Origin of the sequence: Bacillus sp. FJAT-27001 (genome assembly GCF_019039175.1) — a bacterium.
Lineage (GTDB): Bacteria > Bacillota > Bacilli > Bacillales > Bacillaceae > Bacillus > Bacillus velezensis.
Map to the genome: position 1 here is coordinate 576,950 of NZ_JAHOAA010000001.1, position 15,742 is coordinate 592,691.

At 44.2% G+C, this 15,742-nt stretch carries 2 protein-coding genes; both read right to left on the reverse strand.

The window, feature by feature from the left end:
* Positions 1-18: 18 nt before the first annotated feature.
* Positions 19-7,023 (reverse strand): SDR family NAD(P)-dependent oxidoreductase, encoded by a 7,005-nt coding sequence (locus BGM27_RS02170; RefSeq protein ID WP_007409658.1) that lies wholly within the window; start codon positions 7,021-7,023, stop codon positions 19-21.
* On the reverse strand, positions 7,016-15,724 hold the full coding sequence (locus BGM27_RS02175; RefSeq protein ID WP_007409657.1) for a type I polyketide synthase: 8,709 nt from the start codon (positions 15,722-15,724) through the stop codon (positions 7,016-7,018). Before BGM27_RS02175 ends, BGM27_RS02170 begins: the two co-directional genes overlap by 8 nt.
* Positions 15,725-15,742: the final 18 nt, after the last annotated feature.

Below are 15,742 nucleotides of genomic sequence, written 5' to 3' on the forward strand. Positions count from 1 at the left end.
TCATTCCTTTTCTTTTCTTTATAATTCTTTGAAATCAAGTAAAGGAATCAGCAATTCTGACTCTTCCTTTTCTGGAGTTTCTCCATTGTCGATCCAGCATTGTTCCTTATTGAATATAACCGGAGAAAGCGGGTGTCTTTTTGTCTCTCCATATCCTAATGTGAGATGGCTGTCGCTCAATATCATATGTGCGTTCGTGCCCCCGAATCCAAAAGAACTGATTCCGGCTCTCAAAACCCCTTTTCTGGGACGCCATTCTTTTAAAGACGTGTTCGGAAAGAATGGCGACTGATCAAATTTAAAACGCGGATTTGGCGTTTTACAATGTAATGTCGGCGGGAGCATCTGATTTTTTATGGATAAGGCAACCTTTATAATACTCGCTATCCCCGCTGCGCTCATTAAATGTCCGAAATTCGTTTTTACGCTGCCTACTCCGCAAAATTGCCTTTCTTCCGTAACCTCCCGGAACACTTCTGTCAGCGCTTTTAATTCAATCGGATCTCCTATCATCGTACCGGTGCCATGCGTCTCGACATAACTGAGAGTATCTGCATCAATTCCGCCTTTTTTCAGGGCTTTTTTTATCACTGCGCTTTGCGCTTTCGGATTAGGTGTTGTCATTCCCATTGTCTGTCCGTCATTATTAACCGCGGATGAGTCAATTACCGCGTAAATTCTGTCACCTTCGGCAAGGGCGTCATCAAGTCTTTTCAAAAGGACTGCGCCGCATCCCTCTCCCGGTACAAATCCATCTGCCTTCTCATCAAATGTATGACATTTTCCTTCAGGTGAAAGCGCCCGAGCCTCACTCAGCATGACGTAAGGCTTTTGATCCAGCAAAATGTCAACTCCGCCCGCAATCGCCATATCTGACTCTTTTGACATCAGGCTTTGACAAGCGAGATGGACGCTGACCAATGAAGAAGAACAAGCCGTGTCTACAACCAGATTCGGTCCTTTCAGATTAAAAAAGTGTGAGATATGCGCGCCTATGAAATTTTGTCCTATACCCACGATCGTATTTTTTGAAGGGGAACCTATTTTGGACATAAACGTCCCGGTCCGCGAACCGATGAAGACGCCGACTTCTTTGTTTGATACTTCTTCTTTTGTATAGCCGCCGTCTCTCAAAGTCTGGACGCTGACCTCAAGGCATTTTTTGATTAACGGATCAAGCTCTGATGCCTCACTTTTGTTCATATTAAAAAACGCGGGATCGAAAGACTCAATATCTTGAAGAAATCCGCCCCACTTACTGATACTTTTTCCCTTTTCATAGGTGTCAGAGTAGTATGAAGAAATATCCCATCGCGACGCCGGGACTTCGCGGACACTATTTTGTCCTTTCTTCAAGTTTGTCCAGAACGTTTCTGTGTCCGGAGCATCCGGAAACTCACAGCCCATTCCGATAATAGCGATTTGGTTCAGACTGGTTTGTTGTATTTGAGATCCGCTGTCCCGTACTTCGGAAGCATTTTGATTTATATGTTGCTCTTTTTTCCGAACCTCAATGTTTTCTGAATCAATTTGAGGACTGATTCCCTCACTTGCAAATAATTCGTTTAAATAGACGCCCAGTTGTGAAAAACTCGGATACTCCAGAAAAGCTGATGGTTCAATTTTTATTTGAAATGCATCTTCCGCTTTTTTGACAAGCTGAACCAGTAAGATTGAATCAACTCCGTAATCCGCAAAAGACGTATCCTGATCTAAATTCTCATAAGGTATTTTCAGCTCCGCGGAAAAAATCTCCATTAACTTCCTGATCATAGCTTCATTGTCTCCCTGACCAGAGATCTCTTTTTCTTCAGCATCCGGGTTATTTTTAGCAGCTTGAATTCTTGTCTGAAGCAGCTGCTCCAGCTTGAATTTCTCCGGATGTGTCTTTGCCGGTATAAGGCAGGGGTATCCGTTTATCGTCATCATTTCATCCAGCATGGCAATACCTGTTTCTGTTGAGTGTGAAAGTAAACCAAGTGCCTGATATGATGGACTGGTCACCTCGCCCATCCCAATGTCCTTCCAGCTCGGCCAGTTAATTGATTGATAATACGTTCTGCCGGCTGCATGCTGATACGCCGCAAAGTAATCCATAAAAGCGTTCGCTGCGGCATAGTCACTTGTTCCGGCGCCTAATAAAGGAAAGGCGCTCGCAACAGATGAAAACAAAATGAAGAAATCAAGTTTGTCATCAATAAAAATGTCATGAAGTACCTGCATCCCCTGCACCTTTGGCTCAAATACTTCTCTTATTTCTTGATCAGATTTATGAATAAAAGCCGGATTCGAATGATTGGCTGCACCAGCGCAATGAATCACCCCGCCGATTTTGCCGAACTTCAGTCTCACCTTTGAAAAGAAGCGTTGTAATGTTTCTTTTTCCGTGAGCGGCCCGGAATACACTTCCACCTGAACTCCCTTTTGATCCAACTCATGCAGCAGTTGTAATTTCGAATAAAGAGGTGACTTTTCATCGGTGTCTTTTAACATGCCGGCTATTTTATCAGATTCCGGAAGGTCGGTTACTCCCATCAACACAAGTTTTTTGACTCCCTTGCCGGCATAATGTCTGGCAAGTTCTGCTCCGATCCCTCTTGTTCCCCCTGTAATAACCAGGGTTTGATCCGTACGGCATACTGGCAGACCGGATAGTTTCCGGTTTATTTCCGTTGCATGTAATTTCTCGACGTATGGAATATAACGTTCACCGTTCCGGTAGCAGATTTCACTATACAGCCCGTCAGCGCAAGCTTCATCTGTGATTACCTGTCTCAATTCCGCCGCAGTCCCGACATGCCCGTCTACATCTATTGTTTTTGATTTTATCTTTTGATACTCCGCACTCAGCATTTTATATAGTCCGGCTGTTTCGGCTCCGGCTAACGACGGCTTGTCATTCAGAAATGTCTGCAGCCCTCTGGTCACATGTAAAACGAAAAGCTGTTTACGTGTCTTTATGATTTCCTGCAGCAGTGTCAGCTTCCCGATTGTGCCGGTGCGTGCCCCGTTTTGATCACTCCGCAAATCTGACAGGTCAATCATGCCGATGATTTCCGGATTTTCTTCTATGACTGCTAGAGCCGTTTTTTTGGCTTCTCCATCCGAATGATCCCAGTTATCTACGCAAATGACAGCGGATTCAATCAGAGGATCTGAATCAAACAATTCGAATGCAAGCCGCTCACTTTCACTATTAGCCAGGATCATCACCTGTCCTTTCGTAAAAGCGGAGGGCGCAGCCTTTTGTTTTTTCCACGCTTTTTTTAATACATCAAATGATAAATCAGTCGGTGCGTGTGGCAGACTTTGCGGTACACCTGTTTTTTTCTGTTTCTGTGCAGCTTTTGCGGCAGGCACCCAATATCTGTTCCGTTCAAAAGGATATGCAGGAAGAGAGACAAGCTTCGGTAATTCCGCAGTGTACATCTCTTCCCATTGAACGTCTCCTCCGTTCACCCAGTGAATGGCCATTTCTCTTGCACTTTTAAAGCGGGCGGCAGACAGGGCATTCTTTTGACCAGCGTCTCGGCGGGCCTTTCCCCTATATAAACCGTTTAACTTATGATCTGACCGCAAATACATCGTCAGCTTATTGCGAAGGTCGTCAATGCTGCTAGCCTCAACAGCGAGCCGCTCTTCCATAGCGTTTCTCCCGGTCTGCGAGGTGTACGCGGCATCGGCTAGTGACGTTTTTGGCCCCAGTTCATTTATATATGCATCAATCAAGAGTCTGAGACGTTCTTCATTTTTGGCAGAAAGCAGAATAATTTGCGTCTTGTTGCTCTTTACCGTTTCCATCTTTTCTTCATTCTTATACTCTTCGATGATAATGTGGGCATTAGATCCTCCAGCGCCGAACGAACTGATGCCTGACCTTCTGGCTTGATTTTGCGGCGTCTCCCAATCGGTCAGTTCAGACTGCACGTAAAACGGTGTTTCCTCAAAATCAATATTAGGATTTAAGTTATCGGAATGAAGGGAAGGAGCAAGCTGTTTATACTTCATTTGCATCAGCACTTTTGTGATAGAAGCAATTCCCGCCGCAGCTTCTAGGTGTCCGATATTTGACTTAACCGAACCAATTGCACAACGATAATCGCTTTTCGAGCTGTGCAAAGCTTTGGTTAAACCTGAAATTTCAATCGGGTCTCCCAAAGATGTCCCGGTGCCATGCGCTTCAATATAACTTATGCTGTCTGCATCAATCCCCGCCTTATCAAGAGTTTCACTGATGACGTTTGCCTGCTCGCCCGGATTTGGCACAGTGTATCCGTTTGTTTTTCCGCCGTGATTTACAGATGTTCCCTTAATCACACCGTAAATCCTGTCCCCGTCAGCCTTCGCGGCAGAAAGCGATTTCAAAAGAACGGCCCCGACTCCTTCTCCCGGCACATATCCGTCTCCTCCCGCTCCAAAGCTTCTGCAGCGCCCATCGCTTGAAACAAAATGATTTTGGGAAAGTAAAGTATATTTATCCGGGTGTAAAGATAAATTCACGCCTCCGGCTATGGCGAGGGTGGATTCTCCCCTTTTTAAACTTTCACATGCAAAATGAACAGCAGAAAGTGAAGAAGAACACATTGTATCAATTGCAAGGCTGGGTCCGTGCAGGTCAAAGAAATATGACACCCGGTTTGCGATAGACGAATAAGAAGACAAGAGCGCCTGACGTTCCTCATCATCTGAAGCACCGGCTGCAAATAACTGATAGTGGCTGTAGGTGACACCGACAAATACACCTGTCTTATGCCGTTTCAACTTTTTCTTTGTGTAACCCGCATCTTCAAACGTGTGCCATGCTGTCTCTAAAAATAACCGTTCCTGAGGATCAATTAACTCGGCATCACGAGGCGAAATTGAGAAGAACAGCGGATCGAATTTATCAGCGTCTTTTATAAAACCTCCCCATTTGCTGTCATGACGGGCATTGTCACCTGTGTGATAATATTTCCGAAAATCCCAGCGCTCTTTCGGTATTTCCGTTATACAATCTTTTCCGGAAGAAATATTTTCCCAAAACTCTTCCACATCCTTCGCCATCGGGTAGCGGCCGGCTATACCGATAATCGCAATATCTTCCTCGGAAGGTGCGGATGGTATGCGGGAAACGGAAAGCTTCTCCCGTTTCGCCGGAGCCGAATGATCAATTCGCTGTTCGGCTGCCGGTAAAAACGCCTTCTGCAACTCATGCTGATAGTGTTCAAGAAAATACTCTGACAGCTCTTCAACACTGCTGTATTCAAAGAAAAGAGTCTTAGACACTCTTCCAAAATATTTTTCCAGACGAGAGTTAAGACCTAAAATCGTTAGAGAATCAATTCCGTAACGGTCAAACGTATCCTCGGGTAAAATACTGTCCGCCGGTCTTCCCGTTTCCGCTCCGACGATCTCTGTCAAAAGACGGACCGTTTGCTTTTTCAGATCTTTTTCATGTAATTGCGGCAGGTTACTGTTGTTTTCAGGCACAGTCTCTATCTTTTTATGGTCAGTTGAGAGTAATTCACTTATTCTATCTTTGTCTCCGCTGATAACAGCCAGCTGAGAAGCAGAGCGGCTCATACTGTCCTGAAAAGCGGCAAGCCCTGCTTGGGCGGATAAAAGTTCCAGCCCTGCATGTCTTAAAGCCTGCAGCTCTCCCGGCCCGACTGTCATATTGCCCGCATCCCATAACGGCCAATTAATAGAAAGTGTTTTCCCGGGACGTCCTTTAATGCTTCGATACTGGGTGAATCCGTCCATACATCCGTTAGCGAAGGCGTAGTCGCTTTGACCCGCATTAGGCAGAACGGCCGAAAGGGATGAAAACATAACGAAGAAATCTAGAGGCTCTTCTTCAGCTGCTTTATCCAGCCAAACGGTTCCGAATACTTTAGGCGCTATAACTTCTTCTATGCTTTCTTTCGTTTTTTTTATGATAAATGCATCCTTAACAAGTCCGGCACTGTGCAAAATTCCGTTTAATTCTCCGAATGTCTGCTTAATGTGCTTAATCAAAGCGTCCGTCTCTTTTTCCTTTGAAATATCTGCCGGGACATATAAGGCTTCAGCGCCGAGATTTTCAAGAGCGCTTAATTTTTGCGCCGTTTCACGGGAGGCCGGGGAACGCCCGGTTAATATCAGCTTGACTTCTGCCTGTTTCGCCAGATATTCCGCAAACAGATACCCGAGACCGCCGGCTCCTCCCGTAATTAAATACACACCGTTCTTTTTTACACTGAAACTATGTTTCTCCCCATCTTCTTTTTTTACTCTTTGAAGCTGCCTTTTATAATAATGCCTCGGCTCATAACAGGTAAAGTGGTCCGTCTTACATTGATTGTTCCATTCAAAAGAGATGACATCTGCAATATGCTGCTTTGTAAACGGCTCGTCAAACATTGATTTCAGCTCTGCAGCCTTACATGTGAAATTCGGATTTTCGGCCTGTACGGTCTTAAGAAAACTTTCAACCGCGTTATAAATCGGCTGAACCTCACCCTCGGCATTTTCATACAGATACAAAATTTCTGCTTTCGGACAAAGTTTGTTCGCCATGAAGGCCTGAAACATTTGAAACAAGGAATACAGACTTTTATTGAGCTGCTTTCTCATTGCATCTTCCGTATTTTTGAAGAGCCCGGCAGCTAAAAAATGAATAATATGGCGGGGTCTTATATTTTGAGAACGCAGAACCCCGCATAACGCATCATAATCCTCATCTTTTGCAAAGTTCATTGTAAAACGACCGTTCCGGCAATCTTCGAAACGCTCGCCGGAAGTCACGTAAATGAAAGGCGCCTCATAACCTTCAAGCTGTCTCTTCATTACGGTATACATGCTGTCGTCTTCGCAAAAAAATAAAATTGGCTCTTTCGTATGCGGGAATTTTTTACTGCCTTTAAATTCATATCTATCCCATACCATTTCATATAGATGGGTTGTCCCCAAGCTCTTAATTAATTCCAGCCCTTCTTCAGGCGTCAGGCTGCATTCTTTCACCTTTTTCACGATTTGCTCAATTTGCATCGTTTTTTCATTCATGGAAAAGCAACTCCTCTATCAGCTCTGACGTCTCTTTCATATTCATCTCACCTGTTTGTGCTTTTTCAAGAAGCGACATGATTTCTCCATCTGCTGTATCTTTATTTGAGTTGTGAAGCTCAGTGTTCGAGAAAGCCTCAGCCTTCTGCGCTTCATCTTTATTTAAATGAATCCAATGTCTGTTCTTACTGAAAGGATAGAGAGGAAGAGACAGTTTAACCGGTTTGAGTTCCTCCTCATACAAGTCTTCCCAGCTGATTTCACAACCGATCGTCCACAACTGAGCCAGTTTGGCCGGCTTGTTTTGCTGAATCAGTGATTGAACATATGCATGACCTTCGGGGCCGCCGAATAAAGGAGCGTACAGACTATCAAAATCCGTTACATTTCCTTCGTAAACACCTTGCAGCCTGCTCCCCTGGATGTAACCGTTTAATTTTTCAAGAAGATCTCCGATATTCGAGCAAGTGATCGCAAGGCGGCATTCAAATGGTTCCCTTCCGGTTTGCAGCGTATATGCTATTTCTTCAAGACCGAATCCGGACTTTTCTCTAAAATTGCCGTTATACGGTTTATCAGCTGATCGATTCCGGATGCTGCTGATATAGCGGCACAGCTCGCTCAGTGTATTTAATTCCTGAAATATGTCAAGTGATATTTCTGTGCCGTACATTTGGTTTATAAAAGAGATTAATTCGGAATAAGCCAACGGATCAAATCCGAATTCCGAAAGAGGTGTCTTTGCATCTATATCTGCGGTATCTAAACGCAGGATACCCGCTGCCGCTTCCCGAACCGCCTCTTGCAAATCACGTTCCTGTACCTCTTGCTGACTGAATTGAACTGATAGTTCTTCATGTAAAAACATTGTTAACTCTTTGGCTTTAACCATCAGCCTTTCCTTTGTTTTGGCCGAAAGAACAATGATTTGTTCCCGCTCGGCAGTTACTGCTTTATCTTGTCCGTATTCAAATTCTTCCACGATGACATGAGCATTTGCCCCGCCGAATCCAAAGGAACTGACTCCGGCACGGCGCGGAATTTCATTTCCTTTTCGATCTATTAATCTGGCCCACTTCATAGTTTTATTGACAATATGAAACGGTGTTCCGCTTAATTGAATGTAAGGGTTCAGTTCATTGACATGTAGTGTGGCAGGCAATGTTTTATACTTCATGGATAGTAATACTTTAATCAGCCCCGGCATTCCAGAGGCGGGCTCTAAATGACCGATATTCGTTTTTACTGAACCGATGCCGCAATATTGATCATGATTCTTTCCTGAATGCGGCTCAAAAGATCCAAACGCTTTTTTCAAGCCTTCAATCTCAATCGGATCTCCCAGTTCTGTCCCGGTTCCGTGTGCTTCAATGTAAGATATCGTATCAACAGGAATATCGGCATTTTTGTAAACAGACGTTAACAGTTCTGCCTGAGCTTCCGGGTTCGGAGCGGTCAATGAAGCAGATCTTCCTCCGTGATTTTCTCCGGTTCCTCTCAGAACTCCGTAAATATTGTCTCTGTCATTCATTGCCGCTTGCAATGGTTTCAATAACAGAACAGCTGCACCTTCACCGCGGACATAACCGTCGGCAAGTTTATCAAACGTCTTACACCGGCCGTCCCTAGACAAAATACCGAGTTTATCAGTATACATATGCGTGACTGGATCTAAGAGCAGCGAAACCCCGCCTGCTACCGCCAGCTCACTTTCACCATTTTGAATCGAGCGCACAGCTCTGTGGATTGCTACAAGACTGCTTGAGCAGGCTGTATCAATGGACTCACTCGGACCTCTGAAATTAAAATAATGGGATACACGATTGCTGATGAGCGCCTGGCTGTTTCCGGTTCCCGCAAACGCATGCGCCCCGTCCGAATGCCTCATCAGCAGCTGGCGGTAATCATTAAATTGAATGCCCGTAAACACCCCGATATTTTTGCCAGACAGCTTTGAAGCTTTGTAACCCGCATCTTCTATCGCTTTCCAGGTCTCCTGCAAATAAATTCTGTGCTGAGGATCCATGAGTTCTGCTTCCCGCGGATTAATATTGAAAAACGCCTCATCGAATTTATCGGCATCTGTGATAAAGCCGCCCCATTTCGAATGTACTTCGCTGCTTCCTTTGCCTTCGGCGTATTTTTTCCAATCCCAGCGATCCGGGGGAATTTCCTGAATCAAATCTTTTTCATTGATTAAATTGATCCAAAACTCATCTGCATTTTTTGATCCCGGAAAAACACAACTCATCCCGATAATGGCAACTGGCTGCTTCTCTGGATGATGGTCAGCCTGTCTTGTTGTCTTTTTTTCAAACGGAAAACTTCGCGGCGGCTTCACGGTTTTCCCGGTGGTTTTCCCAGCGTGCACTACTTTCCTTTTTTCAGAAATGTTTTTTTCTGCATCTGTATTCCCTTTTGCAACAGTACGCAGTTCACTGTTTAGAAATTCTGAAAGAGACTTAATATGGCTGTAAGTAAAGAAAACGGCAGGTGTCAGCTTAAGCTTGTATTTTTTATTCAGTCGGACAGCTAATGTTTTCAAACTGATAGAATCAAAGCCGAGATTGCCGAAATTCTCTGCCGTATCCAGCTGTTCAATGTTAATTTTCAATAATTCCGATACCATTTGCTTCAGTTCTTCCAGGACATTGTCTGTATAAGCCGGTGCTGTATAAGAAATTTCCTCTTGACGAACCTGAAGCGTATTTACTTTTTGATGCGGCAGATCTTTTCTTGCTGGTGTTGTTCCGGCATCCCCGGTAACAACCGAAATTTGCGGACAGTCACTTGCCAAAATCGTCTCAAAAGCCGCTATCCCTTCTTCCGTTTCCAAATAATCAAACCCGGATGCGGAAAGATATGCTTCTTCAGCTTCTTTGTTTAAATGCATTCCGCCTTTACGCCACAACGGCCAGTTAATCGAAATGCTCTTGCCTTGTCTCTCTTGCCGGCGGCTCTGTTCGGATCTCCAATTTATATATTGATCTTGAAAATAATTGCCCAACGCATAGTTAACCTGTCCAAAATCTCCGAAGACCGAAGAAATAGAAGAAAATACGATAAAGAAATCAAGCGGCTCATCTTTCGTTAATTCATCTAAACATACCGTGCCTTCAATTTTAGCAGTCATGCCATCTGAAAAATCAGCCAGATTCATCTCTGTAAATAACCGATCATCGGCATGACCAGCTGAATGAATAACGCCTTGAATGGAGCCCCAAGTCCGTTTCGTTTCTTCTATGACCCGTCCCATCGTCTTTTGATCTGCGGCATCAGCTTGATAATATACCGCATCTCCTCCAAGCGCCTGCAGCCGGTCAATGTTATGGCGTTTATCAGCAGTTAACGGTGACCTTCCCGTCAATACTAATTTTGCTTGATATTGAGAGGCCAAATATTTTGCGAAAATCAGGCCCAGACCGCCCAAACCGCCCGTTATGAGGTAAATCCCTTCCTGTTTCAGCTGATGAGAGTGCTCTGTATGATTGAATACATACTCCTTTAATGTCTTAACAAACCTCTTGTCATTTATATATTTAACTTCTTCCGCCTGCCGTTCCATGCCTGAAACCATTTCGTTAAGACAAAATTCAGCCATTTTTTCAATTGATATACGTTCTGAAAAACCGATTGACTTCACATTCTCTGCGGATGGCACCAACATATTCGCCGTTTTTAAACAGCCTGCAAGAGCGCCCGTATACGGATCATTCACGCCTTCTTTAAAAGAGTGAACAAGAAGCAGAGAATGAAGATAAAGAGAGGCGTCACTGCGGGCGCTCAGGGCTTTTAATAAATAAAAAATTGATTCCAGGCCGCTGAGAAGGCGGTCACCCGCGTAAAATGTTTCTCCCGTGTGCAAGATGACATCAGGAGAAAACCCCTTTTTCTCTAATTCTTCGAATAAACGAATGTAATCTGACGTCACTTCCGGGTTTACACAGAATGTCAGCAGATTTTGATCGGTCTGCCGCTGATCCGGCGTGACGAGAATGACACGGCTGTCTGATTGATTTTTCAGAGCTCCAGCCAATGCTTCATCTTTTGCAAAGACCAGAATTGTTTTTGGCTCCCTATCTTTGATTTCAATCAGAGGGTTTTTTTGATCCCACTTATGCTCATAAAAACGCACATTTTTATTAGGCTTTTCGCCAAAAACCAGCCCGCTCAGTTCCATCAAAATCCCGCCGGCATTGTCTAATACATACACATCATAAGCCGAATCGCTTTCTCCAGTTTGTTCTGCATATACATAAACGGGTTCAGTCTCATGATCAAAAATCGTACATTCTTTAATGTTTTCCGGAAGCTCTCCGGCATTTTCCCCCGCAAGGTATATGACGGCTTGATATACGCTCTCAATAACTTCCGGTTTGATTATGCACCCTTTCGGCCCGGCCTTTGCTTTTATCTTTAAAAGTACCTGTCCGTTCCTGCTGACGCATTGCTCTGCCGCTTTCAGACTGTCACTGCAGCTGTATCCGAATTCGGCAAGCCGCTGATAAAACGCTTCGTGCGGTATGCGGTCTGCGCGCTGAGACAGAAACGGCTCAAGATGAATATTTCCGTTCTCGTACGCCCCGCCTTCTAATTCGAGCCGCCCTGAGGAATAAATGGATGAGTCGCTCTGTTTTTCTATAGAATACGATGCACCCTGATTATCCGGGGTTAATACAATCCGGATCTGCTCATTGCTTCCGCTTTGTAACATCGGTTCTCTAAAGGAGAGCTCTGTTAATTTAATAATCGGATTCCCTGAAGCCATCGCTCCGGCAGCTCTCGCCATTTCAATCTGGCTGAGAAACGGAAACATTTCCTTGTCTTGATACTTTGTTTTTATATACAAACCGGTATCGCTTACATTGATAAGAAACTTCTGTGCTTTAAAATCAGATATATTGCATGAAATGTAAGGATGCAGATCGTTATTTACGTTCATCCGGCGGCTTCCCATATTTTGCGTATCTATTCTGCACAGCTCTTTGGCAAATGGATATCCGGGTGCTGATACCCGTCTCAGAGTGGCATCTTTATAAAGTGACGGCCACTCTATCCCGTTACCGCCAACCCAGTATTCAGCAATCTTCACAAGATCCCTGTTTGCGGCTGCTTCTTCAATTTCAACTTTATTCATCCTTTGAGCTTCTGTTGTGTCTTTGCCGCTTGTAAAAATATGATCCGTCGCGTTTCCGAGAATATAGTCTGTCAGTCTTTTAAGCAATTCATCTCTTGTGGAGGCGATAACAGCCAATCTGTGCGGCATTTCTTCTCTGCCGGTTTGTAAAGTAAATGCTGTATTTCTAAGTGTTTCTAATGGATAATCTCTGGCTGCTATATGTTCTTTTGCGCGTTTTGCATATTCTGCCAGCCTGTCGGCATTTTTTGCAGAAAAAACAAATAAAAGCTGTTCAGGTTCTTCAGCCGCGAGAGGAGAGATAGCTTCATCCGCAAATTCTTCTAAAATAACATGGGCATTAGCTCCTCCTGCCCCGAAAGAACTGATTCCGGCACGCCTGGGAACGGATGACTCCCATTTTTCGGCACTGTCCGGTACATAAAAAGGTGTTTTTTGAAACGGTATATTTTCATTCAATTCAGCAGAATGAGTCAGTGACGGAACAATCGTTTTATGTTTCATTTGAAGAATAACTTTCGTAATGCCCGCTATGCCTGCAGCAGCCTCAAGATGTCCGATATTTGATTTAATCGATCCGATCGCGCATGTTTTCTTATCGCGTTCGGCATCTGAAAATGCTCTGGTCAGACCGGTGATTTCAATCGGATCTCCTAAGGCGGTGCCTGTTCCGTGAGCTTCTATATAGCTGATGCTTTTTGGATCAATAAATCCTTTTTTTAAGGCTCTCGTAATGACCTCACTTTGAGCTTTGGGATTCGGCACGGTATATCCATTCGTCTTAGCACCGTGGTTGATGGCTGTTGCCTTAATAACTGAATAAATCTGATCACCGTCCGCAATAGCCTTTTTTACAGGTTTCAGCAGCACGGCACCTGTCCCTTCTCCCGGCACATAGCCGTCTCCTCCGGAACCGAAGCTTCTGCACCGGCCATCACTGGATAAAAATCCGCCTTGAGTCAGGAGTTCATATTTATGAGGATGAATGGATAAATTGACGCCTCCTGCAATTGCAATTTCACATTCATTCCTGATTAAACTTTCACAGGCAAAATGAACAGCCGTTAATGATGAGGAACACATCGTGTCCAAAGCAATACTTGGTCCGCTGAAATTAAAGAAGTACGATACCCGGTTGGCGATTGATGCATATGAGGAAGAAACGGCCGCTTCGTGACCAACGCTGTACAGCTGATAGTGGCCGTACATAACCCCTGCAAAAACACCGACGTTTTTTCGTTCAAGCGTTTTCTTTGCGTACCCCGCATCTTCTATGGTGTGCCAAACCGTCTCTAAAAACAGTCTCTCCTGCGGATCAATTAATTCAGCTTCGGCAGGAGAAATATTAAAGAACAACGGATCAAAATGATACACATCGTCAATAAATCCCCCCCATTTGCTTTGGTTTTTTACTTCATCGCCCGCTGCGGGCTGATAGTGCAGCCCCGAATCCCACCGATCCTCAGGTATCTCAGTTATACAGTCTTTACCGTTCAATAAGTTTTCCCACAGAGTATCAAGATCATTTGCCATCGGGTAACGTCCGCTGATACCGATAATCGCGATATCATTGTCATGATACTTCTCCTGCTGCACCTGATTTTTCATCTGGATTTTCTGTTTCCCGTTAACTTCGGCTGTCTGTTCATGATCTTTTTTCTTCTGAGATGGGGTGCTGCTCCCGTTTTCTCCTAACCGGAGTTTATGAAGAAGAGTATCCCTGTGCTCCTCAACGAAATACTGTGACAATTCTTCTGCAGTCTGATATTCGAATAACAGCGTTTTTGAGAGCGCGCCGAAATGTTTTTCAAGCTCATTCGTCATATTGATAATCATAACGGAATCAAGTCCGTATTTTTCCAATGCCTCTTCTGCATCTATTTTGTCCGCAGGCATCCTGAATTCTGCAGCAATCACTTTGATGATGAAATCAGATGTTTCAGCTTTCAGTTTCTCTGAATCAAATGATTCGATATTTCTCCCTGTTCCTTCATCTGCCTGAATATTGTCTTTTCGTTCATATAATTGCTGAACATGATTGTCAATTTGCTCATCTCCGTAAAATACAGTAAATTGCGAAAAACCGGAGGACAATGCGACTGCAAACGCTTCTTTACCTTCCTCTTTTTCTAAAGGATAAAAACCCGCCTTTTTCATTGTCTCTACCGTGCGCTCATCCACTTGCATGCCGACTTCTTTCCACAGCGGCCAGTTCAGAGAGAGAGAAATCGTATCAGAATTCCGGGCAGAACGCATATTCATGAAATGATCCATATAACTGTTTCCGAACGCGTAATCAGATTGCCCGACATTTCCCAACACTGCGGAAGTAGAGGAGAAGCAAATGAAAAAGTCAGGATTTTCTTTCTCAACAGCATCATTCAGCCACATCGTACCCAATACTTTCGGTCTGATTACCTGATCGAATTCCTCTCGTGACTTGTTAAGAAGGAAAGAGTCACGGATGATTCCCGCGCCCTGAATGACCCCGTTTACTTTTCCATAAGAAGTTTTGGCTGTTTTGACTACATATTCGGCTTCTTCCTTATTGGTAATATCAGCCTGAACATAAACAGCTGACGAACCGGCATCCTCTAATCGTCTCAGCTGTTTTCTTATATGATCTGAAAGCGGAGATCTCCCCGTTAAAACAAGGCAGCATTTTGTTTGAAAAGCCAAATATTCTGCAAAGGTAAATCCTAATCCGCCCGCGCCTCCTGCGATAATATATACTCCATTTTCTCTCAGCGGCACATCTCCGCTTCGGGAATTTTTTTCGGGTTCATACGTTTTGAGCTGTTTGACATAACGCTGCATGTCTTTATAACGAATCTCTACATCTGAAGGCTGGAAATCACTCAGCTCATTGCGTATGATATCAGCTGCGTGAACGGCTGCTATTGACTGCTCCATCTCAATGCTTTTTGCTGAGATTAACGGATTTTCCAGCTGCAATGTCCGCAAAAATCCGCTTGCCGCCGCGTAAAGAGGCTGTTCTCCAGAAAGATGTGAAAAATATCCATATAACAGTTTGATCGGTTTGCGGCAGTTATTTTTGAAGAGCGCCTGTTGTAATAAAAACAAAGAATAGACTCCGCTGTCGCATTGTTCACGAATCGCTCTCTCTGTTTTTTCAAACGGCATGTCTGACCACAAATGCACCGCTTCCCGTATATCTGACTTCTCTTCTTCTATAAGCCATCCTAACAGGTTTATGTAATCTCTTTCAGAGCGGGGGTCGATTTCAAATACACCGTCCCCGGTTTTTCGAAACTCTTTCCCCGGCTTAACCAAGATAACCCTTGTATCATGCAATGCAGCAAGTTCTTTACTCACATCTTCATTTTTATCAAATAATAAAAGGCTGCCCTCACGTCGGCCGCCTTTTACATGAATGCTGAGATCTGTCCGCTGCCAGACCGTCTGATAATATATCGCCTGTCCGTTACCCCCTGCGGAATGAGAACCAAGCTGCTGTATCCGCTTTACTCCTTCTTCCAAAGAAATGATGCCGCTTTCTATGTCAGAAAGTACTTTTTTTCTAATATGACGGGCTTCTTTCATAAAAATCTTCATCCCCTT